Annotated in this window: 24 protein-coding genes; 9 read left to right on the top strand and 15 right to left on the bottom strand. The window is 45.1% G+C overall.

Going from position 1 to position 26,283, the window contains the following annotated elements; all coding sequences use genetic code 11:
- Window positions 1–3: 3 nt before the first annotated feature.
- From JMA39_RS17265 to JMA39_RS17250, 4 genes are all read right to left on the bottom strand, one after another.
- On the bottom strand, window positions 4–534 hold the full coding sequence (locus tag JMA39_RS17265; RefSeq protein WP_202723114.1) for a hypothetical protein: 531 nt from the start codon (window positions 532–534) through the stop codon (window positions 4–6).
- Window positions 535–811: 277 nt separating this feature from the next.
- Window positions 812–1,678: a 4-hydroxybenzoate octaprenyltransferase gene (ubiA, locus tag JMA39_RS17260; RefSeq protein ID WP_202723113.1), complete on the bottom strand. Its 867-nt coding sequence runs from the start codon at window positions 1,676–1,678 to the stop codon at window positions 812–814.
- A gap of 185 nt (window positions 1,679–1,863) precedes the next feature.
- Window positions 1,864–4,029, bottom strand: coding sequence for a DNA helicase II (gene uvrD / locus JMA39_RS17255; RefSeq protein ID WP_202723105.1), 2,166 nt, complete (start codon window positions 4,027–4,029; stop codon window positions 1,864–1,866).
- Between the two features lie 147 nt (window positions 4,030–4,176).
- Complete coding sequence (locus tag JMA39_RS17250) at window positions 4,177–4,530, bottom strand: RidA family protein (protein ID WP_202723104.1); 354 nt, start codon at window positions 4,528–4,530, stop codon at window positions 4,177–4,179.
- Between the two features lie 454 nt (window positions 4,531–4,984).
- Here JMA39_RS17250 and JMA39_RS17245 point away from each other — a divergent pair, with 454 nt between their 5' ends.
- A complete protein-coding gene (locus JMA39_RS17245) occupies window positions 4,985–7,003 on the top strand; it encodes a sensor domain-containing protein (RefSeq protein ID WP_237732886.1) in 2,019 nt (672 codons plus the stop codon).
- A gap of 85 nt (window positions 7,004–7,088) precedes the next feature.
- Here the strand turns inward: JMA39_RS17245 and JMA39_RS17240 are convergent, their stop codons facing one another.
- From JMA39_RS17240 to JMA39_RS17225, 4 genes are all read right to left on the bottom strand, one after another.
- Window positions 7,089–7,502, bottom strand: a complete 414-nt coding sequence (locus JMA39_RS17240) for an NUDIX hydrolase (RefSeq protein ID WP_202723102.1) — start codon at window positions 7,500–7,502, stop codon at window positions 7,089–7,091.
- 123 nt (window positions 7,503–7,625) lie between these two features.
- Window positions 7,626–8,564 (bottom strand): SPFH domain-containing protein, encoded by a 939-nt coding sequence (locus JMA39_RS17235; protein WP_237732885.1) that lies wholly within the window; start codon window positions 8,562–8,564, stop codon window positions 7,626–7,628.
- Complete coding sequence (locus JMA39_RS17230) at window positions 8,564–9,493, bottom strand: SPFH domain-containing protein (protein WP_202723101.1); 930 nt, start codon at window positions 9,491–9,493, stop codon at window positions 8,564–8,566. Before JMA39_RS17230 ends, JMA39_RS17235 begins: the two co-directional genes overlap by 1 nt.
- A 26-nt stretch (window positions 9,494–9,519) precedes the next feature.
- The gene (locus JMA39_RS17225) at window positions 9,520–9,999 is read right to left on the bottom strand and encodes an NfeD family protein (RefSeq protein ID WP_202723100.1); all 480 of its coding nucleotides are present in this window, start codon (window positions 9,997–9,999) and stop codon (window positions 9,520–9,522) included.
- A gap of 396 nt (window positions 10,000–10,395) precedes the next feature.
- On the opposite strand from JMA39_RS17225, the gene JMA39_RS17220 reads away from it, so the two are divergent.
- Window positions 10,396–11,148: an outer membrane protein OmpK gene (locus tag JMA39_RS17220; protein ID WP_202723099.1), complete on the top strand. Its 753-nt coding sequence runs from the start codon at window positions 10,396–10,398 to the stop codon at window positions 11,146–11,148.
- Window positions 11,149–11,224: 76 nt separating this feature from the next.
- On the opposite strand, the gene udp is transcribed toward JMA39_RS17220, so the two are convergent.
- Entirely contained in the window at window positions 11,225–11,983 is a 759-nt protein-coding gene (udp, locus tag JMA39_RS17215) for a uridine phosphorylase (RefSeq protein ID WP_202723098.1), read from the bottom strand.
- Between the two features lie 497 nt (window positions 11,984–12,480).
- On the opposite strand from udp, the gene JMA39_RS17210 reads away from it, so the two are divergent.
- Window positions 12,481–12,696 carry a YdcH family protein gene (locus JMA39_RS17210; RefSeq protein WP_202723097.1) on the top strand — a complete coding sequence of 72 codons (216 nt, stop codon included), beginning with the start codon at window positions 12,481–12,483 and terminating at the stop codon, window positions 12,694–12,696.
- 83 nt (window positions 12,697–12,779) lie between these two features.
- Here the strand turns inward: JMA39_RS17210 and JMA39_RS17205 are convergent, their stop codons facing one another.
- A complete protein-coding gene (locus JMA39_RS17205; protein ID WP_202723096.1) occupies window positions 12,780–13,238 on the bottom strand; it encodes a hypothetical protein in 459 nt (152 codons plus the stop codon).
- A 212-nt stretch (window positions 13,239–13,450) separates the two neighbouring features.
- Between JMA39_RS17205 and JMA39_RS17200 the strand changes: the two genes are divergently transcribed.
- From JMA39_RS17200 to JMA39_RS17185, 4 genes are all read left to right on the top strand, one after another.
- Window positions 13,451–14,287 carry a mechanosensitive ion channel family protein gene (locus JMA39_RS17200; protein WP_202723095.1) on the top strand — a complete coding sequence of 279 codons (837 nt, stop codon included), beginning with the start codon at window positions 13,451–13,453 and terminating at the stop codon, window positions 14,285–14,287.
- Between the two features lie 241 nt (window positions 14,288–14,528).
- Window positions 14,529–15,557 (top strand): outer membrane beta-barrel protein, encoded by a 1,029-nt coding sequence (locus tag JMA39_RS17195; RefSeq protein ID WP_202723094.1) that lies wholly within the window; start codon window positions 14,529–14,531, stop codon window positions 15,555–15,557.
- Window positions 15,558–16,153: 596 nt separating this feature from the next.
- Complete coding sequence (locus JMA39_RS17190) at window positions 16,154–17,086, top strand: LysR family transcriptional regulator (RefSeq protein ID WP_202723093.1); 933 nt, start codon at window positions 16,154–16,156, stop codon at window positions 17,084–17,086.
- Window positions 17,083–18,033, top strand: coding sequence for a LysR family transcriptional regulator (locus JMA39_RS17185; RefSeq protein WP_202723092.1), 951 nt, complete (start codon window positions 17,083–17,085; stop codon window positions 18,031–18,033). Before JMA39_RS17190 ends, JMA39_RS17185 begins: the two co-directional genes overlap by 4 nt.
- 2 nt (window positions 18,034–18,035) lie before the next feature.
- Here the strand turns inward: JMA39_RS17185 and JMA39_RS17180 are convergent, their stop codons facing one another.
- Window positions 18,036–18,920, bottom strand: coding sequence for a radical SAM protein (locus tag JMA39_RS17180; protein WP_202723091.1), 885 nt, complete (start codon window positions 18,918–18,920; stop codon window positions 18,036–18,038).
- A gap of 172 nt (window positions 18,921–19,092) precedes the next feature.
- Here JMA39_RS17180 and JMA39_RS17175 point away from each other — a divergent pair, with 172 nt between their 5' ends.
- Window positions 19,093–19,338: a hypothetical protein gene (locus JMA39_RS17175; RefSeq protein WP_202723090.1), complete on the top strand. Its 246-nt coding sequence runs from the start codon at window positions 19,093–19,095 to the stop codon at window positions 19,336–19,338.
- 94 nt (window positions 19,339–19,432) lie between these two features.
- Here JMA39_RS17175 and JMA39_RS17170 read toward each other — a convergent pair whose 3' ends face one another.
- The 3 genes from JMA39_RS17170 to JMA39_RS17160 form a co-directional block, all read right to left on the bottom strand.
- Window positions 19,433–19,891, bottom strand: a complete 459-nt coding sequence (locus JMA39_RS17170; protein WP_202723089.1) for a GNAT family N-acetyltransferase — start codon at window positions 19,889–19,891, stop codon at window positions 19,433–19,435.
- A 142-nt stretch (window positions 19,892–20,033) separates the two neighbouring features.
- A complete protein-coding gene (locus JMA39_RS17165; RefSeq protein ID WP_202723088.1) occupies window positions 20,034–21,620 on the bottom strand; it encodes a DHA2 family efflux MFS transporter permease subunit in 1,587 nt (528 codons plus the stop codon).
- The gene (locus tag JMA39_RS17160) at window positions 21,620–22,693 is read right to left on the bottom strand and encodes an HlyD family secretion protein (RefSeq protein ID WP_202723087.1); all 1,074 of its coding nucleotides are present in this window, start codon (window positions 22,691–22,693) and stop codon (window positions 21,620–21,622) included. Before JMA39_RS17160 ends, JMA39_RS17165 begins: the two co-directional genes overlap by 1 nt.
- A gap of 93 nt (window positions 22,694–22,786) precedes the next feature.
- On the opposite strand from JMA39_RS17160, the gene JMA39_RS17155 reads away from it, so the two are divergent.
- Complete coding sequence (locus JMA39_RS17155; RefSeq protein ID WP_202723086.1) at window positions 22,787–23,731, top strand: LysR family transcriptional regulator; 945 nt, start codon at window positions 22,787–22,789, stop codon at window positions 23,729–23,731.
- A gap of 126 nt (window positions 23,732–23,857) precedes the next feature.
- Here the strand turns inward: JMA39_RS17155 and JMA39_RS17150 are convergent, their stop codons facing one another.
- On the bottom strand, window positions 23,858–25,786 hold the full coding sequence (locus tag JMA39_RS17150; protein WP_202723085.1) for a multiheme c-type cytochrome: 1,929 nt from the start codon (window positions 25,784–25,786) through the stop codon (window positions 23,858–23,860).
- Window positions 25,787–26,283: the final 497 nt, after the last annotated feature.

Below are 26,283 nucleotides of genomic sequence, written 5' to 3'. Positions count from 1 at the left end.
TATTTAGCCGATATTACGCTGCTCAATCTTTAGGATACAGGGTGTCTTGAGGCGCACAGTATCACTCTTATGGACCAGCTCATGCTCATACCAATGAATGTATAATCGCAGCTCGATATTGCCACTAAATTGATTGCTATTATAGAAGTCTCGATAGCAGCGTCGGTGCTCTAGATAGCCGCCGTGATAGAGCTTTAGCATACGCTGGCCGATATGAATTTCTCGAAAATCGACGCCATGGGCCGAATGGTGAGGAAAGCGATACTCGCCATATCGATATTGACCATTGAGCACCTCAATATTCTTACCCATCGTCAGTAAGGAGCTAATTTGTAAGGCATCGACTCGACTGGTGAAGCATAATCCCATTAGGGTAACACAGCTAAAAACCGCCAAACTCCAGCGTACAAAGCCTTGCGCCTTAAAGCGACAAACCAACAACCAAATAAGCAAGATAGCAGCCGCGATAAGCAATAAAGCTAATTCATAGCGCGCCCACTGCCCGGCTTCATAAGCGGTAACCCAAGCCGACATTATTCCCTCCACCGTGATCAAATCCATTTGTTACTTTTAGTTTAGAAAGCCCCTAAGACACTCAGCTCGATAACGTCACTATCTCAGCATAGCTAACCAATATGTCACTTCTATGATCCTTAAGAAGCTATGGTTAACGACAACAGTAAGTATAGTCAGGGATCTTCAACTCGTTGCGAAATCAAAGTGGAGAATCGTCCTAAGCGTGTCACTATGTACAGCCATAAAAAAACGCCTCATGAAGAGGCGTTTTAATACTGGTTTAGCGAGAGAAAGCTTAACCCAAAACTAAGTAATCCAGCGTCAGCGCCGCAAATAACACCATGCCTGCCCAGTTATTATTGAGAAAAGCGGTAAAACATGCCGCACGTTCACGGCCATAAATCAGCTTTTGCTGATACAGACCAAAACCAATAAAGGCCGCAATACCTAAGGCGTAGATCTCGCCTCGTCCAGCCATCAGTCCTGCGATAATAAAGCAGCTAAGTGCCGCAAGCTGAAAGACCGCGATAATCTGTCTGTCATAGCGGCCGAATAAAATGGCGGTAGATTTGATGCCTACTTTCAGATCATCATCTCTATCTACCATGGCATACATGGTGTCGTACGCCACAGTCCAGCACCAGTTAGCAGCAAATAACCACCAAGCCTCAACAGGAACCGTGCCCGTTTGTGCAGCATAAGCCATAGGGATAGACCAGCTCCACACCGTCCCTAAGAACATCTGCGGCATATTGGTATAGCGCTTGGTAAAAGGATAGATGATGGTAAGAATGATACCCACAACGGAGAGTTTAACGACCAGAGGGTTGAGCAGCAGTACTAAGCCGAAGGCAAATAGCGCCATAACGACAAATAGCAGCAGGGCTTCTTTACTGGAGATCTCGCCACTGGCTAACGGTCTAGCTTTAGTGCGCTCCACATGGGAGTCGAGATCCCTATCGGCATAGTCGTTGATGATACAGCCACAGGCTCGCATGACCACGACACCAATAACAAAAATGATAAACACCTTTAGATCTGGTAAGCCACCAGCGGCAAAGGTTAAGGCCATCAAACAGGGCCATAATAGCAACAAGGTACCAATGGGACGGTCCATACGCGCGAGTCGCATATAGACGTCAAGTTTATCCCTAAAACTCATTTATTAGGCTCTCCTACAACGTCTTCGGCCTTTAACTTTCTACCCGCATTATGACTGAGCTGTAACAGTATTCAACCTGTATTGAGATTAATTTAAGCTATGGTGATTTTATCGACACCAACAAAACTAAGCGATGGCAGAGCTAAGGCTGAGTATTGCACTCAGCCTTAATTGACGCTCTAAGGTTAAAGCGATTCCAAGCGTGCGTAAGCGATCACTAACCACTTACTGCCCACATCAAAAAAGTTAACCTGAATACGCGCCTGTGCACCGCTACCTTCGTAGTTGGTCACTGTGCCCTCACCAAATTTAGGGTGCATAACGCGTTGACCAATCTTAAAGCCTGAATCATTAAAGCTATCATCTTGCTTACTAAAACGGCTGCTTACTGCTGGCGCAGAAGCCTGAGTGCGCATGCGGATCTCCTGCACATATTGCTCAGGGATCTCTTTTATGAAGCGCGAAGGTCTAGCAAAGCTTTCACGGCCATAGATGCGTCTCGACTCGGCATAGGTAATATACAGCTTCTGCATGGCACGGGTCATACCCACATAGCAGAGACGGCGCTCCTCATCGAGACGATCGCCCTCATCTATCGCCATCTGGCTTGGGAATAAGCCTTCCTCGACGCCAGCCATAAACACCATAGGGAACTCAAGACCCTTAGCCGAGTGCAATGTCATTAGTTGAACGGCATCGGTAAACTCATCGGCTTGCCCCTCACCCGCTTCTAACGCCGCATGAGATAGGAAAGCATTAAGCTCCCCCATATCCTCAAGCTCTTCAGGCATTACAAAGCTACGGGCTGCCGTTACCAATTCCTCCAAGTTCTCGACACGTGCACGCGCCTTCTCACTCTTTTCAGCCTCATACATAGCCTTAAGACCCGATGTTTGAATCACATGGTCAGTCGTGCGCTGCAGTGATAGCTCATCGGTGTCCATTCTCATGGCGACAATCAAGTCCATAAAGCCACGAACTGCATTGGCGGCACGGCCGTTGAGAACTTTCTCCTCCAGTAAGCGAAGACTCGCTTCCCAGAGCGTTATCTCCTGTTGGCGCGCCGTGGTACGGATAATATCTAAGGTGCGGTCGCCAATACCTCGAGTAGGGGTATTTACCACACGCTCGAAGGCGGCATCATCATTCTTGTTGTTGATAAGCCGCAGGTAGCCCATAGCGTCTTTAATCTCTTGGCGTTCGAAGAAGCGAAGACCACCATAAATACGGTAGGCAATCCCTTTATGCAATAAGGCTTCTTCCAGTACACGAGACTGGGCGTTAGAGCGATAAAGAATAGCGCAATCTTCAAGCTTACCGCCTTCATCTTGCCAGTCGGTGATTCGACCAACGATAAAGCGCGCCTCATCCATCTCATTGAAAGCACAGTAAAGGCCGATAGGCTCACCATCTTTATCATCGGTCCATAGCTTTTTGCCCATACGATCTGGGTTATTGGCGATCAGCTCGTTCGATGCGTTAAGAATATTACCGCTCGAACGATAGTTCTGCTCTAAACGAATCGTCTGCGCTGCGGGAAAATCGGCTAAGAACTTATGCAAGTTCTCCACCTGAGCACCACGCCAGCCGTAGATAGACTGATCGTCATCACCAACGATCATCACATTCGCCGTTGAGCCAGCAAGCACGCGGATCCACGCATATTGGATGGCGTTGGTATCTTGGAACTCGTCCACCAGGATATGTTTAAACCTATCTTGATAGTGATCCAAAATATACGGCTTATTGAGCCATAGCTCATGAGCTCTGAGTAAGATCTCAGCAAAATCAACCAAACCTGCGCGGTCACATGAGTCTTGATAGATCTGATAAATTTTTAGTAAGTTTTGCTCAATCGGAAAACCACCCGCATCGATATGCGATGGGCGTAAACCTAAGTCTTTCTTACCGTTGATATAGCCTTGCGCTTGTCTTGGCGGATACTGTTTCTCGTCCAAGTTAAGGCTTTTTAGAATACGTTTGATCAGACGCAGTTGATCGTCTGAGTCTAAGATCTGGAAGCTCTCAGGCAGATTAGCATCTTTATAATGGGTGCGTAGCAAACGGTGCGCTAAACCGTGGAAAGTACCGATCCACATGCGACTCATGTTGCCACCAGCGACTTTTTCTACACGCTCGCGCATCTCTTTCGCCGCTTTGTTGGTAAAGGTTACCGCCAAAATGGCATAAGGGCTTTGCTGTTCAACCTGCATCAACCAGGCAATTCTGTGGGTTAACACCCGCGTTTTGCCGCTACCTGCACCCGCTAAAACCAACATACTGGATTGCGGTGCTCCAACAGCTTCACGCTGCTTGTCGTTTAGGCCGTCTAGTAAAGAAGATACGTCCATTATTGCCTCCAAAAAATCAGGCGAGCAGTATAACAGAACCTAATAACTCGGGGATAGAATTCGCGCGATAGGATAGGAAGAGGAGTAAGGGGAAGCATTACCGAAGTGAGCTTTCACTTCGGTAATAGAGCTTAGTTAAGGTTAAGATTAAGCTTTTTCAGCTGCAACCACAGAGATCTCAACCAATAGTGCATCGCGGGCCATCTTGGCTTCTACACAAGCGCGAGCGGGTGCATGTCCAGTAGGTACCCAGGCGTCCCAAACTTCATTCATTTCGGCAAAATACTGCATATCTTTGATGTAAATGGTTGCCGACAGAATATGCTCTCTATCACTGCCAGCTTGTTCGAGTAGGCTATCAACCTTTTCCAACATGGTACGAGTCTGATCCGCAATACCTTGCTCTGCATCCTTAGCCACCTGACCGCATAAATAGATGGTACCGTTATGCTTAACAATGCGGCTCATACGGGTAGCTGTTTCAATTCTTTCAATAGTCATATTTAGCTCTTTCACTCGATTAATCATTCATTATTACAGTCATTTTCAATTAAGGTCTTCAATCTCTGCCCAAACTTACTCGTGAAAAGTACTGATAATTCAAACTGATGTTTTGTTACATTTGCCGTATTTACCATTTTTGAATTTAGGCCCTATACTTATTAGCAGCAGTTAATCAACGGATGTGATTTCTGAACTTTTAAAGGACTAAATATGACTTATCCAATAGCCCAGCAAATAACCCAACAAATAGCCCTGCAAACCTTCTTAAGCACCGCTTACGCACATAGCCCTAGACTTTGCCTGTTAACTTCACAATCAGCTTGCTCTTATCAGCAGCCTTAATCCTACTTGATTCAGTCGAAAGAGATAAAGTTTCATTATCAAACTCTGGATGTGATGCATGCAAATCAGTGAAAAATTAACAATAAATCCATGGCTCATCTGCCTTCTTATGACGATTTTTAGCGTTACCCTTGGCATGCTTTGGATATTTAGCTCTGCATCTACAAGTCCTGTAATACAGATTATTATCCCCTTACTCTTATCGGCAAACATCGCTCTTCTTGGCGGTCTTTGGCTACATTTCCACCACCTGTCTTCTCAATCGAATGACGAAAGTTCGAGAGACCAGGGCTCGGTAGATATAGAAAAGCCCCCTAAGGCTCAGTCCAATGTAACTAAGCGCCACTCTCTAAACGAATTAAAAGCAAAGCAACTCTTCAAAAACAAAAATGCTCAAGAGCTAGTTCAAAAGGAAGTACAAACAAGTGAGCCACTTCTAGAAGCTGTGCTTGAGTCGGCCGCAGTTGCTATTTATGCCATCGACGATAAAGGAAAGTGTATTTTTGCCAACCCACTGTGCGCTCAATTACTCGGATATTCCAGCCCAGAACAACTACTAAACTTCAACATACATGAGTTGATCTATCAAAGTAGCGCTTCTACGGAAATGGCAGTTCCACTCGGTAATGGAGAAGTTAAAGAAGATATTTTTTGGCGAGCCGACGGCAGTAGTTTTCCTGTGGATTACAAATCACAACCTCTAGCACTAAAGGGCAACAAAAATGGTGCGGTAATCTCTTTTTATGACAATAGTGAACGCCGAGATGCGGAAGCGCTTATTCGTCATCAAGCCCATTACGATACCTTAACTGAGCTACCTAATCGATTTTTAGCACTGAAGCGGCTCGAGCAACTAGTCGAAGCCAGTGAAAGAAACGGCCAGATGCTAGCAGTTATCTTCCTCGATCTAGATGACTTTAAGAAGATTAACGACTCCTTAGGCCATGAAGCGGGTGATCAACTCCTTATCAGCGCATCGAAACGCTTACTTAATGCCACGAGAGCCGAAGATACCGTTGGCCGCTTAGGAGGAGATGAGTTCATCATACTGCTAGATGGTCTATCGAGCGCCAGTGATGCACAACCTCTGGCAGAGAATCTTATTGGTGGATTTAGAAAGCCTTTCTATATCGATAACCGACAGTTAGTTCTGACCGCCAGTATAGGTATCGCCATCTACCCAAATGATGGCTTAACCCCATCCGAGCTTTTGCGAAATGCCGACTCGGCTATGTATCACACCAAAAGCATAGGCAGAAATACCTACTCCTACTTCACTCATGCGATGAATAAAGAGGTATCTCGCCGTCTAGCAATTGAGGAGCAGATCCACGGTGCTCTCGAACGGGGAGAGCTGCAGGCTCACTTTCAAATTCAACTCGACATCAGAGATGGCAGCATCATGGGGGCCGAAGCGCTGCTGCGCTGGAATAATCCGGCTCTAGGTAACGTATCACCCGCCGAGTTCATTCCTATTGCCGAGCAAACTGGAGTGATAGAGCCCATGGGCGAGTTTATTCTCACACGTGCGCTAGAGGCGGCGCGCATTTGGCAAAACAAATTTAATGACAACTTTCGAGTCGCTATTAACCTTTCACCAAGACAATTTAGAAATCCAAACTTGGTACAGAGCATCACCGACCAAGTGAATACGTTCGGTATGCGCCCAGAGGATCTGGAGCTTGAAATAACCGAGGGCGTCCTACTAAGTGGACACGCCTATACCTTGGATGCCCTGAAACAGCTGAGTGATGCGGGTTTTTGTATCTCCATGGATGACTTTGGTACGGGTTACTCTTCACTAAGCTATCTAAGAACCTATCCATTTGAGATCCTCAAAATTGATCGCAGTTTTATTAGTGATATGAACAAAGACGGTAAGAGTAACGAGTTGATCATCGCCACAATTGAGATGGCTCATGCTTTGGGGATCAGGGTCATTGCCGAAGGAGTCGAGACTCAAGAACAGTTAGATGAGCTTAGCTTTATGATGTGTGATTATGCTCAAGGCTTTCTAATCAGTAAGCCAGTGCCCTTCGATGAGCTGCTAGAAATTGGTATTCACTACAAGGAGATCCATGAAAATCTTGCAACTCAAGAAAACCCCATCCCCCTGACAGCCATGTGAGGTGGGCCTATGCTCCCTCAAGAGTTACAGTTACCACTATAGCGATACAGCTAACTAAGTCAGTGCTTAAAGCTATCAAAGGCGTTTAGAACTTACGGCTGACCACTGCGCCGTTATAATCTAAACAATCTATAACCCTCTGCTTTTGAACATTGGACAACTCAGATAAAGGGGTGAAACGATATTCACTATGCTCATCACTGAGGCTAATATTGCCTAAGTCGCTAAGTTCACACCGAAAAATAAAGGCTTGAGAGTCGTACACTTGGTGGTAATACACTCCGCTCAGGTATTTCACCTCAACAGCAACACCAAGCTCCTCTTGGCATTCTCGCATAAGCGCCTCATGAATTGTCTCTCTAGGCTCTAATGCTCCACCGGGTAACCCCCAGCAGCAGTCACCATAGCTAGCCTTAAGTAACAATACACTTGGCTCTGATGAATCAGGTTTTAAGATAACCGCGTGACTACTGAGCCTAAACTTATCATCGAATGCCATACCTGCCTCGCCTTATCTAAACCCAATAAATCAAATATGGAACCGATAGCCGCCAAATAAAAATGCTAGACCCCGTTATAAGATCTAGCATAGATATTCTTGTCTAGTGACTGAGTGAGTCGACTAGTCTTTATCTTCTTCCAAGCCAATACTATTCATCCAATGATCGAAGTCCATCATATTGCCAGGTAGAATCACCCTGCTCTGTCCAGTACTGACCCCATCAAGCTGCTTAAGGTACTGCGCCCCGAGTTGCATACGCACCACGTTTTTACCACCCGGCGCCGCAATCACGGTAGCCATACGCTCGATCGACTCTGCAGTGGCTCGTGCAATGGTTAAGATCTCCTCCCCCTTACCTTCCGCTTCATTGATTCGACGTTGCATCTCACCTTCCGAGTGATTGATGGTCTCCGCTTTAATACCTTCAGAGCGATTAATCTTACTCTGCTTATCACCCTCACTCTTTGCCAATAACGCGCGACGCTCACGCTCAGCATTCACCTGCATCTCCATGGCGTTTTTAACGGTTTCGGGTGGGGTAATATTTTTAATCTCATAGCGATGGACACGAATGCCCCACAAGGCACCAGCTTGATCTAGTACTTCAACCACTTTAGCACTAATGACATCGCGCTCTTCAAAGGTGCGGTCCAGATCGAGTGTACCTATCACGCTACGTGTTGTCGTTTGTGCCAACTGGATCGCGGCATAGCGGTAATCGGTAACGCCGTAACTGGCTTTTACAGGGTCAACCACGGAAATATAGATAACCCCATCGACTTCAACATTCACTTCATCGCAAGAGAAACACTCTTGTGGAGGGACATCGATTGTTTCCTCTTTTAGATCGTGAATATAAGCCACTTTATCGACAAAAGGCACTAAGGCATGAAAGCCCGCGTCTAAGGTTGAATGATATTTACCTAAGCGTTCAACGATATAGGCTGATTTAGTCGGCACCAATCGAATCGACTGAAACAGCTTAACCACAAAAATGGCAAAGATTAGGCCCCAGATAGCCATTACAAGTATATCGGTATCTATTCCTGAGATTATCATTAGCGTGCTCCCTTCACTGAATTGGCGGACACGGCGTGAGTAACCTGCTCCATGCCTTCAAAGAAACCTTCAATTTTGGCCAGTTCAGCGGGTACGACTGACACATCTGCCTCACCCAAGATCTTGCCAACCTGAGCAATAAACTGCTCTTTAAGCTGCATATTCATCGCTTCATGACCGCCCTCTTTAGCCAGAGCGGCAGAAACAAGCTCCATACCTTCTGCCTTAGCACGGGCGATAATAGCAATCTCTTGCGCGGTACCTTTTGCCTCATTAATGCGGCGCTGTTTTTCCCCCTCAGAGAGATTAATCGCTTCTTGACGTTCACCTTCTGACAGATTAATCATCGCGGCTTTCTCTGCATTTGCCAGAGTGATTTCGGCACGCTTACTACGCTCCGCTTCCATCTGCTTCTCTAAGGTATGGATGACTTTACGTGAGGGAGTGATATTTTTAATCTCATAACGCAGCACCTTGATCCCCCAAGGATCTGAGGCCTTATCGATCTCCCGTACTATCGATTCATTGAGGCTATCTCGCTCAGAGAATGTCTGGCTCAGGCTTAACTTACCTATCTCTGAGCGCATGGTGGTCTGCGCTAGGTTTACCGCCGCGCGGCGATAGTCTTCAATACCGTAGCTGGCAAGCTTGCCATCCATCACCTTGAGGTAGACTAAGCCGTCGACTTCTAGCTGGGTGTTATCTTTTGAGATACAACTTTGTGGCGGCACGTCGAGCACCTGCTCACGGATTTCATGCTTATAAGCCACTCGGTCAAAAAACGGGATTAAAAAGTGAAATCCAGGCTGTAGCACGGTACGAAACTTACCTAAACGTTCGATCACATTGACCTCACGCATAGGCACAATTAACAGCAACTTATAGAGGATAAAAAAGACAAATAGAACAAAGAGTGTAAATGCGAACATAGAGATCCCTTCCTTACTTAAACCAATTACTCTTGTGCGAAGTGCTCGTCTTCAGCCTTTACAGGCTCAACCACTAACGCAATATTATCTCTGCAAATAATCCTAACCTGAGAGCCAGCAGCAATCTCGCTACCATCTCCCAATGCTGACCATTCACAGCCTTGAAATTCGATCCGCCCCACCTTTTGCGCTGGACCTATGGCCTGTTTTACCACAGCGAGCTGACCGTAAATCTCCAACTCTTCATCGGTATTACCAACATGGGCATCACCGCCGACCAACTTTTGGGTGACTTGACGAAAGAGTAACAGTAACACCATTGAGGAGATAAACCAGAGTGTAAGGCTTTGTACTACCCCTTCGACTAAACCTATAGCCAAGGCACCAGCAACGACAAGGCAAGCGGCACCTAAAAGGATCACAATACCGCCCGGTAAAATGATCTCTGCCAGTATGAGGATAATCCCAATACATGCCCAAATTATTATCGGATTTGAAAACTCCATATTTCCCCCTGAAATGAAAGAGCCTCAGATGACTATATCAGTTGCACACCTTTTGCGCGACATATTATGTCAGGTAAAATCTAAAGTAACGCCCAATCACATATAATCAAACTGCTAGCGAGGCAAAGTAGCTATCAATTTTATCGACGGATAAAATGACACTAATCAGCAGCTCAGTTCGTATAAAAAGACAATAAATAACCACTACCCACAATATCAACAGGCATATTATCAACAACTTACGTCATACAGACACTGTGATATTTAAAAAGTACAACAAAACCTTTGAACATTGTTCACTTTCCGCCTATATTCCCCGCCAACAAACCCCATGTTTACATGGGTAATTAAAAACTGACTGCACCCTGAGCTCTAATAAAAATAAAAGGTTATACGATGAACAAGAAATTACTTTGTTTGGCTTTGCTAATGAGCCCAACAGCAATGGCTGACAATATGGTTAACTGGTGGGATGTAAGTGTCACCGCCCTATACGGTGAAAACTACGACCTAGCTCCATCAGAAAAACAGACCACTCTAACCTTTGAAACCGCAGGTGATTGGAAATATGGCGACTGGTTTGCCTTCCAAGACGTGACTTACTTTAACGGCTCAAATGTCAGCAAAGACAATACCACCTATGGTGAAATTTCAACTCGCTTTAGTGCTGGCAAAATTTTAGGTAAAACAGTGGGTTTTGGTCCAGTGACCGACCTATCGCTCGCACTCACATTAGAAGAGGGTGAAGGCCCTGTTAAAGCCTTCCTGTACGGTGTAGGTATGGATATTAAGATCCCATATTTTAGCTATTTCCAGCTTAATACTTACCGTCGACATGCAATCAGTAGCGATAATATCAGTGATGGTTGGCAGATAACTCCCGCATTTAGAATGGACTTCCCTGTTGGCAATTCAAATATTGTCTTCGACGGTTTCATTGACTGGGTATTCGTAGCTGATGAAGCGGTTTATGAAACTAACTTCCACTTCAATCCACAACTTAAGTATGACTTAGGTGCAGTAGTGCTAGGCGAGCATCAGAAAAACAAGCTATTTGTCGGTATCGAGTACGATTACTGGAAGAACAAATATGGCGTCGATGGTATCGTTCAGAACACTTACTCGGTAATCGCTAAGTACCACTTCTAACATCTGCTTTTAAAAGCGAGTATTTTAAAAACAAAAAAGGCGCTATAAGCGCCTTTTTTATTGGATTAAATCTCGTTTATGCAAGTAATTTTTTAGCTGCAGCCACGACGATAGAAACTGCACTGACCTCAGTCTTCTTCATCGTTGCTTCATCTGGGATCTCTTGCTGAGTACGGTTAACAATCACACCCGCAACACATGCCGCGCGCCAACCTTGTGAAGCACACATGGTAAATAGCGTAGAGGACTCCATCTCGTAGTTTAATACGCCTAAATCTTGCCACTCTTGCATAGAGCCCTTAAATTGACGTGTTACACGACCCGAAACAGTATCGTAGCGCTCTTGGCCTGGATAGAAGGTATCTGACGAGGCTGTAATGCCAATATGTGGCTCAAGACCCGCTTCACGGCTCGCCTCGACCATAGCAGTTGTACATTCAAAGTTTGCTACCGCAGGGTACTCCATCGGCGCAAAGTGTAGGCTTGCGCCATCTAAACGCACCGACGCTTGAGTCACAATCACATCGCCCACATTTACATGTGGTTGAATCGCGCCAGTTGTACCTACTCGTAGGAAAGTACGTACACCAAGCTGCGCTAGCTCCTCAACGGCGATCGACGTCGATGGGCCACCAATACCCGTTGAACACACAACAACTGGCTTACCCTCGATATATGCCAAGTAGCTGGTATATTCACGGTGACTCGCTAAAAATGTCGCATTCTCCATCAACTCGGCAATACGCTTAACACGCTCAGGATCGCCAGGCACGATCGCTAAACTAGCACCATCTAACATCTCTTTAGTTAAGCCTAAATGAAATACATCAGACATCGTGAAAACCCCTTTCATTTTTGAATTTATAAATCTAATTGAAGCGACTTTAACCTAGTCTTGGCGCTAAAAAGGTTAAATGGATCACACTTTACCCGCCAAGAGTAAATGATATGTCGTAATCTAGTTACTAAATCAACTTAAACTCTGAGCTAGAATATAGCAGCTACTCGCCATACTGCCAGCCATTATAAACGGGAATGAGTGAGTAATAGCACTAAGTTCCTAGGCGCTCGATGACAAGAAATAAGTTACAGATTAGCAATAGCTTAGCTCGTTTTCCTCAAGCTAGAATATCAGGCTAGACGACCAGTGTTTCTCCCTCTGTCCTGCATCTTATTTAAGGATCACAACAACAAAATAACTCCCCTGTTCTAGCTTATATTTCTAATCGTTCACAATTTGATCGACATCACATTTGGCAGAGATTAATCGCGGTAGTTTAAAACTGTAGTAAATGAACTATCCGCAAAAAAACCGCTAAAAAGGACGCCTGCATGTTTCCAGAATACAGAGAACTTATCAGCCAACTAAAGACATCTGATAGCCATTTTCAGAAGAAGTTTCATAAGCATAACGAACTCGATGAGGAGATAAAGAACCTGGAGAAAAACATCGCTAGCGACTACACCTCAGAGGTGCATGAACTAAAAGTACAAAAGCTGCATTTAAAAGAAGAGATCTACGATATTTTAAAGGGGCATTCGGCTTAAAGCATTTACAAAATAAAAAGGGCGCTAAGCGCCCTTTTTGCATCAAGTCCCAATGTGTTCACACATTTAGAACGAAAATAGTGCTATTTCAAGTCTGCTAACAAAGCTTCTTTCGTCTCATAGAAAGCAATCTTAGTTATCTGATTATTGTCTAGCTCAATCAGCGTCGCCTGATCTTTTTGAGCAGGTAACGGCTTAGTCTGTTCACCTTCGTTGTCGAGTGCCACTCTATAGGGAAACTTTTTAAACTGAGGTAGAGCAACAAAGCGTGCAATCAAAGATGGCATGCCACTGATATCAGCCACATAAATTAAGCTGGTATCTTTCACCAACTCAGGATCCGCTTCTAGAGTCTCTTGAATAACGGTTCCGCCATCCATGCTGCTGCTAAATAAAACCCGAGTTGTGCTGCTGTCGACCTGATATTGCGCTTCATGTTGGTCTTGCAACTTAATATCTGTAATTTGATCGCCAACTTGATAGGTGCTTGCCCAAACCGACGTGGCAAATAGGCTAGATAAAACAAAAATAAGTGCTCTCATAATTGGACTCGGCTAATTAGTATTAGCAAAAAGAGTAACCTATTCTTTAGAGACCAACAGTAAACTTAGCGACAAAGCATGATCCTCTTCACGCAAAGCGTCCACAACACAAAACAAACCCCTTACGCTAGCAATACACATATAAAATATAAGTTACAAATTAGTGTATTTTCAGTAAGCTAATCGGGAAAAGTTGTCAGAAGGATACAAAAATGAATGAGCAAGGATTAGACCAAGAGATCGCGCAACTGCAAAATGCCTATACCGCGATAACCGAGTTTTTGGTGCAGTATAGCTTTAGTATTCTTGGTGCCATCATCATCTTCTTAATTGGCCTGTGGCTAGCCTCTAAAGCCGCAAACCTTGTCACTCGAATTTTCGAAAAACACGAAATCGATATCACCCTAAGTAATTTTACCAGTAACTTCGTCCGTATCTTAGTCATACTGATGGTGGGTGTGATAGCCCTAGGCAAGCTAGGTATTAGTGTTACCCCTATGGTTGCCGCTATTGGTGCCGCCTCTCTCGGTGCAGGCTTAGCACTTCAAGGCATGCTATCTAACTATGCAGCCGGCATTACCATTATTGTGACTCGCCCTTTCATTGTGGGTAATACCATCGAAGTCAAAGGTGTCAGTGGCTTAGTTAAAGATATTCATCTTGGTATGACGGTGTTAACCAATGAGGAGGGGGAAGAGATCAATATCCCCAATAAGCATATTGTCGGTGAGATCTTACACAACTCCTTTGCTAATAAGCTGGTCGAAACTAAATTTAATATTAGCTACCAATCCAACCCTGAACAAGTTGTGACGCTGCTTGCTAAGGTGTTAGCCGACAGCCCTAGAGTCTTTGAAGGCGATAAGGCCCAAGTTGGCGTCAATGACTTTAACAGTATTGGTATTGAGATCGGTATTCGCTATTGGGTTGCGACCCAAAGCTATTACCAGGACAAATACCAAACCAATGCTGCACTATTTAACACCCTAAAAGAAGCTGGTATCGAGATCCCTTGCCCCGTTCAGCAGATCCATATTCAGCAGCCTTAAGTAAATTAACCCCATAGCGGCGTAATCTTCGCCGCTATGTATTGCTGCTTTTCATCATCCAATCTACTTATGGAAAAAGCCCACACCCCCGTATTTTTGTGAGTTCTGACCCTTATTCACAACAAAACCATAAGCAAAGCAAATAATCATTATTGCATTTACTCTATCGCTCTAATTTAGCTGATCCCGCAAAATGCGCTCCATTGAAATGATAAACAAATTAAAACTCACTGGAGATAACATGATGAACAAGACACTAATTGCATTAGCATTAATGAGCACAGTCGGTTACGCCAACGCTGCCGATATCGATAACACTTGGTACATAGGTGCCGGTGCTGGTCAAAGCAACTATGAGTCAGTTGACGCCGCTAGCCACCTAGGCGATGACAGCGATTTAGCTTGGAATGCCCTAGTGGGTTATCAACTAAACAAATACTTGGCCTTCGAAGCGGGTTGGCAAGATCTTGGTACCAACGATGACACTCACATGTGGGGAGGCTTAGACGGTAGCCAGTCTATCGATGTCGACGGCTTTACACTTGGCGTTGTCGGTACACTACCTCTAAATGAAAAATGGTTCTTAACCGGTGAAGCGGGTGCTTATCAATATCATCTAGCACACCAGATGAGTGCTAATAAATATGTGAGCGCTACCGATACAGCAGCTTACTTTGGTGCTGGTGTGGGTTACAACATCACTGACTCTTTAGCTATCTCAGCTAAGTACCGCCGTTTTGCCGATATCGATGAAACTGCATGGAACACTGCACACATGGACGCACAGACAGTGGGTCTACAGCTAACTTACCGCTTTGGTGTTAAACCTTCGACAGCGACAGCAGTTGTGCTACCTGCAGTAATTGAGAAGCAGACTAAGCCTATGCCTCGCCCTGAGCCTAAGTATGAAATTCATACAGAAAAGAGCAGTGTAGCGGTACTGTTTGGCTTCGACTCATCTGAGCTAACGACGACAGCAAAGGCCAAGCTAGACCAAGTTATTCAGCTTTCAAAGAGCAAAGATCAAGACGTTATCTTACTAAATGGTCAATCTGATAACCAAGGTGACAGCCAGTACAACCTTAAGCTATCTGAAACGCGTGTACAGCATGTAGAAGCCTATCTCGTTTCTCATGGTGTAGAAGTGAAGAAGATCGATACTCAAGCTGTTGGCGAACAAGATGCTCATGCCGATACCCGTAAAGATCGTGCACTAGAACGTCGTGTTATTGTGACTCTAACTAGCCAAGAAAAAGTGCAAGTTTCTTAAAAGCACTGATTCAGATTAAATCTTGTATCACCAATAGGGACCCGACACCGCTAGGATGGCGAAACGATACGCTAGGATCCCATAAACCTTGTCATGCCCCTTGGCATAAGGTTTAAGGGTGTAGGGTTCACGTTAACGAGGACGGTTGACGTGAATACTTACTAAGGAAATATGTAGGGACAATTTGCTCTTAACCTAATACCAATCAGTATAAAGATTTGGTCGCTCAGCGAGAGTTTAGCGGTTATGAGGCAAGGCAACGAGTGAAGAGCATAGTTATTCTACGGTTAAGCTCGTTAACGCAGTATCAGAGCCACTAAAACTCGCCATTCTGGAGCGTTTTTGGCTGCCTACTTCTGCGTTGAAAAGCTTCACAAAGGAATAACCATTCTTTCAACTATTCGCCTTGAATTAGTTTGCCAAAAAGCGCTCTGAGTAGATCAACTTCTTATACTGATTGGTATAAGAGCAAAAACAGGGATAGACATAAGCCAAGGACGGCTTCATTTACTCCACATCAACTCACACCAACATGATCTATTCAAGCTGAACTTTATCGTTTATAGTCAAGTTGTTAATGGAGGCTAGGTAACATAATGCTAACTCAGCTCAATCTTGAACGACTGAAAAATTGCGATTTAAACCTATTGCTAGCACTTGCGGTATTGCTCAACGAGGCTCATGTTTCCAATGCCGCTAAGCAACTCGGTCTATCACAATCGGCGATGAGCCAAATGCTAAAACGCTTGCGTCTAATGTTTAACGATCCCCTGCTGCTCAAAAGCAATAACGGCATGACCTTAACCAACAAGGCTCAAGCAATCGCATTAGAGTTAACTCCTCTTCTGGATAAAACGGCCCGTATCTTAGAAGCCGAACATTTCAGTCCCAAAACGGCTCAGGGTAGAATACGCTTTATTATGAATGATGTGACGGCCCAGCTAATTATCGCGCCGTTAATCGAGCTGATGAGTGAAAAAGCCCCTGGGATTGAGCTGGAATATATCTCGCAGAACGCCAATGGTTTTCAGCTACTCAGACGAGGACAAGTTGATGCTGTTATTGGCTTCTACGACAATGTGCCGAGTCCAATTGTCAGTGAGCCCATAGGCCTCGCCCCATGGCAAATGGTCACCCATAAAGTGACCAATAAGCAAAATCTTCACGCCGAAAAAGATGCTATCAAGCTTTTACGCTATCAATTTCAAGAGCATAACCAACTGCATTCGATTGAAGCATTAGAGCACTTAGATGCACTCGATGCGGCATACGCTTTGACGACGAACTCTTTAAGCACGCTGCTTTATGCATTGCAAACCAATAATACCGTCACCTTACTGCCCCATTTCGCCATGGAAATCCTAGCTGAAGATGAGACTCAAGGTTTTGACTGGCTCGGTTCGCCAATTAATCTAGAGCTTAAAATTTGCTGGGATCGTCACCAAAGAGCGCCTGAACTACAGCAGTGGTTTAGACGTCAGTTAGTGACGCTTTTTCATAAACACTTTCCTTTAGCACAAGCCTTATGAATCCAACTGACTTAAAAATTATTCAACAGTGCGATCTCAACTTATTACTAAGCCTAGCGATTCTGATTGAAGAGCAAAGCGTATCTAAAAGTGCAGATAGGCTCGACATATCCCAGCCGGCCATGAGCCAAAACTTAAAAAAGCTGCGCAATATGTTCGATGACCCCCTGTTTGTAAAACAGGGTCAAGGCATTCGTGCGACTAAAAAGGCGCTGAGATTATATGGTTCACTCACCGAATGGCTGCAGATGAGCGATCGACTGATCTCGCAAACCGCTTTCGATCCTATGGAAAGTCATGGAGTTATCCGCATTGCATTTATGGATGATCTCACCCAGACCATGATCCCCATGATGCTAGATAGGATCCTCACTTTTGCGCCCAATGTAGAACTCGAATTCGTGCATAAGCCTAGAGATGTCTTTTCACTGCTCGAATCTGGCGAAATCGACATCGCAGCAGCGGGGACTGATACTCCACCAGCCAATATTCACGGTCGCCATATTAGTACCGACAATTATTGCGCCGCCTACAGCCTAAAACATCCCTTAGCAAAAATAGCACAACCAACACTAGCGCAGATTTTTGCACATGATACCGCAGAATACTCTGCCTCTAATCTGGTCGAGCTAGAGATCACTCAACTTGCATTACAACACCAGCTACAGCGTAAAATGACCTTTTCGACGGGCTCGTTTCTAGTCTTGTTACAAGGGCTACTTGCCGGAAAACATGTTGGCTTTCTGCCTCAGCGTGTTCTCAATTCTGAAAAATGGCGCTCACAATTAAAAGGGGTCGTACTCACCGAGCTACCTCAGCTAGACAGCACCCTCTACTGGCACGCAAGAGTACACAAAGACCCATTAATCCAATGGTTTAAGGACCAGTGCCTGGATATTGTCAGCCAGCAACAACTGCAAAGAGGGGAGGCTAAATCAACAGGCTAGACTTATAGCCCTCTTTGCCACTCCTGTCGTAATTGAATTTTACTCGGCGTATTCATTGCAGCTTCTACCTGCGCAACGAGAACTTGCTTATCTTTACCCAGCACGCCCTTTAACACTAAGTAATTAGAGGCGTGATCCGAACGAAATACCGTTTTATTAAGCTCAAGGTTACTTAGCAGAATATGCATCTCTTCGAACAACTGCGACTGATCCGGCAGCTGAAACTTGCCGCCAAAAGCCTCATCCATTCGCTCAGTGCCCAGCGGCAAAGTCACCACTAAGGTCGACAGATACTCGGGCTGCGCGGCATTCATCAACTTAGCAGAGTTTTCAGCGTGTTGCTTGGACAGTTCTATCCCGCCTAAACCATTTAAAATCATCACCGAGGCTTTCATTCCTGCGGCTTTGATCTTCTGTAATGCCGATAATGAAGACTCAAAGGTCTCGCCTTTTTTGATCCGCTTTAACACCTCATCATCACCACTCTCACAGCCGATATAGAGCAAGGTTAGCCCTAGCTCTCTTAAACGCTGTAACTGCTCTGGTGTCTTATTATTGATGTTACGGGGCAAACAATAACTGCTTATTCGGGTCACGTTTGGCAGATATTTATTTATCAATAAGCAGATAGCCTCAAGACGTGCAAAGGGGAGCGTCATGGCATCGCCATCGGCTAAAAACACCCGTGAGATATGTGCCTGCGAGTTAGCAACCGCGATAAGGTCTTTCTCAATCTTGTCCGCTTTTTGTGCTCGAAAACGTTTCTGCGGCTGGGTATACATGTCACAAAAGCTGCACTGATTCCAACTACAGCCGTTGGTCACCTGCAAAATAAGTGATTTCCATTCCGATGGCGGACGAAATACTGGTTCGATATAGTTGAGCACCGCGTTCTCCTTAATACGTTAACCACACGAAAAAAAGTTGAACACTTTTTCTCACAAAAATAATTGTTTATTGAGCTGCTTCATTATTTGCTGGATAAAAACTAGTCATATTAGCTAGTGGTTGTATACTTAATCTTTACTAGATTAACACGCTACCTATAGAGAGAAGAACATGCTAGTTGCATTGCAATCTAAAGAGAAGCGAAAGGCTCCACGCCATCATGACGCTCATTGGGATGCCATGAGCGCTGAGCAGAAAATTGCTCTATATGATCTACATAAATTTGGCTTCCGATTACTGTTTGTCCGCCAGCTTTCGACTGGACCGCAAGCATTTATTATGCAGAATAAGACCCTTGCAATAATCAGTAAAAATGGTGACGTAAACTACTCGCCCGATGTGAAGCTAAGGGCGTAATTCACTAGACGATTCACTGAAGCAATCAGTCACTAAATCATTTAGATACAAAAAAAGCGCACTTAAGTGCGCTTTTCCATATCGGTTTTCGATGCTAGTGGTTCAAGGTTAGCAACATATCGACATGGGGGATCCCATCCTCAAGATACATCTCTGAAACAGGTTCAAAACCTAACTGCTGATAAAAGCCTTTTAGGTGTTCTTGACCGCCTAGCTGAATATTATGCTCAGGCCATTTCTTGGTTGAAATCGCTATCGCTTTTTGCATTAACACGTGAGCAACCCCGCCGCCTCGGGCAGACTCGGCAACGATTACGCGGCCGACACTCGCATCAGGATAGCTCACCCCTGGGGCTAAAACCCTCGCATAAGCTTGGATCACACCTTGTTCGTTGAGACCAAGAAGATGCAGAGTTTGGCTATGGCGGTCTTTATCGTCTAGCTCTGGATAAGCACAGTTTTGCTCAACCACAAATACGTCTACCCTAAGTTTAAGCAGATCGTACAGTTCATTTAGTGATAATTCAGAAAAAGATAAAGATTTCCAAAGCATAGGAAGCTCTCCAAAACAACACAATAGAGCCGCAGTCTAGCACTTAACCTTAAGTAATTACTACGTCAAAGTCGCGTTAAATAAACCACTGCCGTATAAAGCAGCGGTTGCATAGATTAAAGCGAGGATAGAAACTAGCTTTCTATACCTGCTGTGGTATTGGTTTACGTATCGACAATACGGCAATAACGGCCACCACGAGTAAACCTGCCATGATTGAGAACACGTCATTATAGGCTTGCACCATCGCCTGTTGCTGCATGGTCTGCGCAAGCAGTGCCGAAGCTTGCTGAGTCGCGGTAACCGAGTTCGACCCCGCCGTTTGCAACATCGCCGCAGTAGAGCTTAAGTAATCATTTGCCAGAGGGCTCACCGCAGGCAATGTTTCTTTCATCTGCGCTAGGTGAACTCGACCCAAGTTATCGATCAGGGTTGATACCATCGCGATCCCGACTGCACCACCTAAGTTTCGTACGACATTTAACACCGTTGATGCCGAGGCATTCTCGTGCTTTTGCAACCTTGCCGTTGCCAACATGCCAATAGGTACCATGATAAACGGTTGGCCGATAGCACGTACCACCATTGAGGCGATAAGCTGAGGCCCTGCAAAATCTGCGGTCATATGGCTGTTCATATAATAACTCACACCGAACATGAAAAAACCAAATGCCGCTAGATAGCGATTATCGAAACGCTGCATCAGCATCGGCATAAATGGCAAAATCAGCAACTGTGGAAAGCCCAGCCACATCAGGACCTCACCTATCTCTAACGAGTTGTAATCTTGGATCTGTGACAGGTATAGCGGCACCATATAGATGGATGAAAACAGCGCTAAGCCTAACAAGAAATAGGCGATAGTTGAGATGCTAAAATCGCGATTAGCAAGCAGTCTTAAGTTAACCAGTGGCGCCTTACTCTTTAACTGCAGATAGACAAAGAGCGCAATATTCACCGCCGCAACGATAGCAAGGTTACGTATAAACTCTGAACCAAACCAATCCTTACGATTTCCCTCCTCTAGTACCACCTCTAAACAGCCCATCCCCAATGCCATGGTGATAATACTACTGACATCGACATTCTTGAGTTCAGGCCAGTTAATTGGTTTTTTCACCAGACCATAGGCAAGCATCGACATCACCACAAGCCCCGGTGGCACATTGATATAAAACAGATAGTGCCAACTAAATTGCTCTGTGAGCCAGCCACCTAAAGTTGGGCCAATTGAAGGGGCAAACGTGGCGGTAAGGCCAAAAAGCGCCATACCTACCGCCCGTTTGCTGTCGGGAAGATATTCTAGAATCAACCTGAAGGCCATCGGGATCAAGGCGCCACCAAAGAAACCCTGCATCGCCCTGAACGCGATCATCGATTCTAAATTCCAAGCAATCGAACAAAGTAGCGATGCTAAGATAAAGATAGCGCTGTTCCACAGCATATAGCGGCGTATATCTAAGCCTTTACTGAGCCAACCCGATAGCGGAATGGCGATCATCTCTGCCACTAAGTAAGCCGTAGCGATCCAAGAGCCCTCCTCCAGCGTGGCACCTAAGCCGCCTTGGATCTCTTTCATCGACGCATTAGTGATCTGAATATCCAAGATCGCCATAAAGGCGCCTATCAAGCCGCCAAATACCGCGATCCAAGCTCTGCGGCTGCCTGGCTCAACCTGTTGAATCATCGCACCGTCAAGTGTCGCAACCCCAACTTGGCTAGCAGGCATTACTGTTGCACTCTATTGGCAACAATAACCGAATCTAAGCTATCGCTTGCGGTATCGACTTTCACTAGTGCACTCAGGCCCGGCACAATTCTGCCCTGCTCAAGCTTTTCTGCAGCATTGCTATCTAAGCGAATTCTCACCGGGATGCGCTGTACAATCTTGGTAAAATTACCCGTGGCATTTTCCGCAGGCAGTAAGCTGAATTTAGCTCCCGAGGCAGGAGATAAGCTATCAATTACCCCTGAAAACTCCTTTCCAGAAAACGCATCTAACTCAATCGCCACCTTCTGCCCTGCATGCATCTTAGCAATTTGGGTCTCTTTAAAATTAGCAGTGATCCACACGGCTTCATCAGGTACTAGACTGTAAATCGCTTGTCCAGGCTGTACATATTGCCCCTGCTGCACCCCACGCTTTCCGATTATTCCTGTAAACGGGGCTGTAATTTGGGTATCTGCCAGTTGGATTTGCGCTAACTGTAGGCCTGCCTTAGCTTGCTCAACACTCGAGTCGGCTTCAACTAACTGTGCGTTATAGACTTTAAGCTCTCTTTGCTTCGCCACTAATACGGCATGCATTTCATCGACATGGGCTGTCGCCGATTCGAAAACGGCTTGGGCTTCATCCACAGCATCTTGAGAGCTGTAATTTTTTGCCTTCAGCTTTGAGGCTCGAGTCAGTTGTTGCAGACTACGTACTCGCTCAGCCTCCGCCGCGACGACACTGGCTTGTGCCTGAGCAATAAGCGCTTGCTGTAGGTTAACCTGAGCATTGAGCGTCTGTAGCTTGGCTTTGGCACTGGCTAATACGGCTTGGTTTTGCGCGACCTTCGCCCTGAATTGACTATCTTCCAATTGGGCCAGTAATTGACCTTTTTTGACATGCTGATTATCGGTCACAAAGGTGGCTGTGACATAGCCAGGGACTTTAACGCTGATATGAGAGATATCGGATTCTACATAGGCATTATCTGTCGACTCAAAATTACGTACTTGGGTCCACCAATAATAACCGCCGGTTAATAACGCAATAATAAGAACAGGAATCCCGAAAAATAACTTGGTTTTAGACATGAATGACTCCTTGATTAGTGAGTCATAGTTTACTACTGTCTCAGTATATTTATTAGATAGCTGAAAATTACCCACTGTTTCACAGGTGTAACAATGATAGATCTCAATCGTATCCAAATGTTTGCCCAAGTCGTCGAACAAGGCAGTTTTACTCGGGCCGCCAACGCCTTAGGCCTGACTAAGGCTACCGTGAGCCGCAAAGTGGCCGAGCTAGAAGCCGATGCGGGAGTACAACTGCTGCATAGAACCACTCGCGCACTTAAGCTCACTGAGGCCGGGGCTGACTACTTTCATCGCGTGAACCGGATCTTAACGGATCTTAAGAATGCCGAAGATCAACTCAGTGCGAGACAGCAGACGATTAAAGGGCACCTTAAGATTGTTTGTCCTATCGAGATGGGGCAACTCTATTTTGGACGGATCTTCGCCCGTTTTCTGGCGCTCTACCCCGATATCACCATCGAAGCCGAGCTGACGAATCGACAGGTAGATGTGATAGCTGAAGGGGTTGACCTACTGTTTCAGATCACCGCCGAAACCGACGATAGATTGAAAACCTACGCCCTGATAAATACCCCAAAAATTCTGATGGCAAGCCCTGAGTATCTCGATAAGTTCGGTGAGCCTAAAACACCTGAGCAGTTACGGCAGCATCAATGTATCCGTATTAGCTCGCCCCATATTGACGGCAACTGGACGCTGTTTAATGGCAAAGAATGGGTGACGATAGAGCCAGAATCGAGACTTGAGACTAACAATATTACCCTGATGCGCGAAGCAGCATTAGAAGGGCTAGGCATTGCAGCCATTCCTTTGGTAATCGCGAACGACGCCCTAGAAAAGGGCGAGTTAGTCACGCTACTTAATGACTTTCCAATGAAGCAAAGTCTGGTCACCATGAGTATGCCGCAGCGAGTGTACTTGCCAAGGCGTTACCGAGTGTTTATTGAGTTCCTCTATCAAGCATTATTTAATAACTGGCAAGATAAAGTGCTAGAGGTACCTGATTTTATCGAACGCCCAGAATTCAATAATTAACAACAGAAAAAAGGCGCTAGATAAACTCTATTCGAAGTCTGCGGAAAACTATCTCGAATAGAGGTTAAATCGCGCCCCAAAAAGTCATGGGCTAACTATTTGCAGGGAGAAGCTAGCCCTTACTTTTTATTCTTTACGGTCAAACACGTGGTACTTGTCAATTCCGTATGACTTACCTTCGGCATGACAAGTTGCACAAGACTCCGAAGTACCTTGGGTAAACCAATCACCCGCTTTGTTTACTTCAAGATTCAACTCACCACCATTAGAAATCATGTGGTTCAGCGCTTGAACATTGTTATGACAGGCATAACAGTTAGCAGTGATTGGGCTAGTAGCAACGCCATCCTTACCACCATTGTAAGCTTTTGACAGCATATACTGGTTTGGCACGGCGTTAAGATCGATACCGTCTGCATGACAAGCCACACAGTTCTCAGCATTAAGCTTAGTAGCAGAGTTTGGCTCACCGGTCACGGCTGAGCTACCCACACCCCAGTGCATACTGTGAACCATAGGACCAAAGCCTGGTGCAGAGTTCTTCGAGCTACGATCTTGGCCATTGTTATGACAGGCCACACAACCTAAGCCACCATCATTATAACTACCATTTTTATGGTAGTTGGTCTCATTGTTGTGACAAGTCGTACAGCTATCCAGAGTGACACTATGACGACGGTTATACTCTTGAAGTACCTCTTCATTTGAGTTAACAACGTCCGAGTAACTCGTCAGTGAAACGCCGTCATAGCCACCATCAGCATCTTGCTGCTTGAAAGTCACTCTCGAGCTCGCGGTAAAGCCCGCATTAGCAAAGCCCGCATCAATACCATCTAGACGCACATAACATACACCTCTTGAGCCATCATCTTTTTCTACGTACTGACTATTTACCACGCCACCAGAGTCTCGTGGACTTGGGCGCCCAACAATCGAATCATTGTCATAGGCATGAATATATGCCCCAGCATAGGTTAACGTACCAGCGGCATATAACTGTGTAATATTAAGCTGAATATCTGTTTCACCCTCGGTATTAAACAGTGCGATATCAGTACACCAGCCACCAGTGGTTTCATGGTCATCCCATACCAAGCTGCTATCAATGTATGGCGCAGAGGTAGTAGTGTAGTGCTGCTCTCTAATGTCAGCTCTTTCACCTACTTTTTTATGGAATATACGTACGTCATCAGACTCACTAAAGCCGCTGTATGTCATTGCAACAGCTGCAGTTCCTACGCCAGCGGCCTCGTGGCAGTCGGTACAAGTATCAATAGTGCTAACCTTAGTGATTGGCTCAGCATGACAGGTGTAACAGTTAGCGGGTTCGAAATCTTTCTCAAACTTCTGATGGTTGATATGGCCAATTTTCTGCATTGAGTTACGAGCATAGCCGCCATCATCACGTACCACGTTGCCGTGACAAACCATACAACCCGCGACGAGATCGGTTTCGCCATCGGTATTAATTGCAGTGTAGCTAGGATGCTTTAATTTAGACGCTGCATAGTCGACATGACAACCGTGACAAGTTGCAGTTGAAGTGGTGTGTAGCCCTTCAGACTTATCGACGACAATGTAGTTTGATTTAGCAATATTCTCACCGCCACCTACTGCGATTCGAATGATCCCTTCAGTCCCAGCATTTACTGCTGGCATTGGTGCTAAAAATTCATAACGACCATTTTCAGTCATTGTGAGGCTTGCGCCATCGGTCGCCTCATTAGCACTACCACCAGCAATCGTACCCTCATAATCTGGACGGCTACGAGCAATGCCTTTATCTGTCAGCTCTGCGACTTCTGCACTCACTTTTTCAAGGCCACTGACAAGAAGCCCCTCCTCGTTAGTGACTTCAAACTCAAAACGCACCGCGCCCTCTTCTAGGGTGTGGCTTAGCATTTCGACATTGGTGATCTCTGTCGCCTCGACTACTGGTGGTAATGGGCTAGTACCATCTTCGCCATCACTACCATCTTTACCGTCACTACAGGCGGCTAGGCCAAAAGCTGCGGCGACGATAAGCGCCGTTTTGCATTTATAAAATTTTCTCATCATCACTCCATAACTATAATTAAGTCGTGACCTTTTACTCCCCCGTAAATACCTTATAAGTAGTAGGTGTTTATTTTTGTGATTAAATCCCCAACAATTAATTTATTTAAATTCAGTCCTTAAATAAATAAACACACATAAATAATACATAAAGAAATTAATATTTAATTAATCAACAAAAATAGAAGCCACAAAAATAAAAACCATTAAAAACAAAGGCTAGAGTTAAAAACACAATTAACTGAAAGCCGCAACAAGTAACAACTACCAATTAAGGGTTAATTAATCGAGCGGCATACGGTAAAAATAGGGCTGCCAAACATAAATGAGTTAAACGACAATAAATTAAGTGTGAGCCCACTATAAAAATCGAACCAGGCCCACATAAATAAATATTCAACCGCAAATTTATAATAAATGTAACAGCTCTCCTAACACTTAAAATTTATCATCAACCAACTTATCGCAGCCATCATCTTGCAATACCCACAACTCTT

Origin of the sequence: Shewanella schlegeliana, from assembly GCF_016765635.1 — a bacterium.
Classification (GTDB): Bacteria; Pseudomonadota; Gammaproteobacteria; order Enterobacterales; family Shewanellaceae; genus Shewanella; species Shewanella schlegeliana.
This window is presented reverse-complemented; position numbering and strand designations above follow the sequence as displayed.

Excerpts from the sequence above, each read along its gene's own strand:
- JMA39_RS17170 (WP_202723089.1), bottom strand. The coding sequence starts at position 19,891 with ATGCTTTGGAAATCTTTATCTTTTTCTGAATTATCACTAAATGAACTG.
- JMA39_RS17165 (WP_202723088.1), bottom strand. The coding sequence starts at position 21,620 with ATGCCTGCTAGCCAAGTTGGGGTTGCGACACTTGACGGTGCGATGATT.
- JMA39_RS17240 (WP_202723102.1), bottom strand. The coding sequence starts at position 7,502 with ATGGCATTCGATGATAAGTTTAGGCTCAGTAGTCACGCGGTTATCTTA.
- JMA39_RS17185 (WP_202723092.1), top strand. The coding sequence starts at position 17,083 with ATGAATCCAACTGACTTAAAAATTATTCAACAGTGCGATCTCAACTTA.
- JMA39_RS17220 (WP_202723099.1), top strand. The coding sequence starts at position 10,396 with ATGAACAAGAAATTACTTTGTTTGGCTTTGCTAATGAGCCCAACAGCA.
- udp (WP_202723098.1), bottom strand. The coding sequence starts at position 11,983 with ATGTCTGATGTATTTCATTTAGGCTTAACTAAAGAGATGTTAGATGGT.
- JMA39_RS17155 (WP_202723086.1), top strand. The coding sequence starts at position 22,787 with ATGATAGATCTCAATCGTATCCAAATGTTTGCCCAAGTCGTCGAACAA.
- uvrD (WP_202723105.1), bottom strand. The coding sequence starts at position 4,029 with ATGGACGTATCTTCTTTACTAGACGGCCTAAACGACAAGCAGCGTGAA.
- JMA39_RS17235 (WP_237732885.1), bottom strand. The coding sequence starts at position 8,564 with ATGATAATCTCAGGAATAGATACCGATATACTTGTAATGGCTATCTGG.
- JMA39_RS17225 (WP_202723100.1), bottom strand. The coding sequence starts at position 9,999 with ATGGAGTTTTCAAATCCGATAATAATTTGGGCATGTATTGGGATTATC.
- JMA39_RS17265 (WP_202723114.1), bottom strand. The coding sequence starts at position 534 with ATGTCGGCTTGGGTTACCGCTTATGAAGCCGGGCAGTGGGCGCGCTAT.
- JMA39_RS17250 (WP_202723104.1), bottom strand. The coding sequence starts at position 4,530 with ATGACTATTGAAAGAATTGAAACAGCTACCCGTATGAGCCGCATTGTT.
- JMA39_RS17190 (WP_202723093.1), top strand. The coding sequence starts at position 16,154 with ATGCTAACTCAGCTCAATCTTGAACGACTGAAAAATTGCGATTTAAAC.
- JMA39_RS17175 (WP_202723090.1), top strand. The coding sequence starts at position 19,093 with ATGCTAGTTGCATTGCAATCTAAAGAGAAGCGAAAGGCTCCACGCCAT.
- JMA39_RS17205 (WP_202723096.1), bottom strand. The coding sequence starts at position 13,238 with ATGAGAGCACTTATTTTTGTTTTATCTAGCCTATTTGCCACGTCGGTT.
- JMA39_RS17210 (WP_202723097.1), top strand. The coding sequence starts at position 12,481 with ATGTTTCCAGAATACAGAGAACTTATCAGCCAACTAAAGACATCTGAT.
- JMA39_RS17245 (WP_237732886.1), top strand. The coding sequence starts at position 4,985 with ATGACGATTTTTAGCGTTACCCTTGGCATGCTTTGGATATTTAGCTCT.
- JMA39_RS17230 (WP_202723101.1), bottom strand. The coding sequence starts at position 9,493 with ATGTTCGCATTTACACTCTTTGTTCTATTTGTCTTTTTTATCCTCTAT.
- JMA39_RS17150 (WP_202723085.1), bottom strand. The coding sequence starts at position 25,786 with ATGAGAAAATTTTATAAATGCAAAACGGCGCTTATCGTCGCCGCAGCT.
- JMA39_RS17160 (WP_202723087.1), bottom strand. The coding sequence starts at position 22,693 with ATGTCTAAAACCAAGTTATTTTTCGGGATTCCTGTTCTTATTATTGCG.
- JMA39_RS17195 (WP_202723094.1), top strand. The coding sequence starts at position 14,529 with ATGATGAACAAGACACTAATTGCATTAGCATTAATGAGCACAGTCGGT.
- ubiA (WP_202723113.1), bottom strand. The coding sequence starts at position 1,678 with ATGAGTTTTAGGGATAAACTTGACGTCTATATGCGACTCGCGCGTATG.
- JMA39_RS17200 (WP_202723095.1), top strand. The coding sequence starts at position 13,451 with ATGAATGAGCAAGGATTAGACCAAGAGATCGCGCAACTGCAAAATGCC.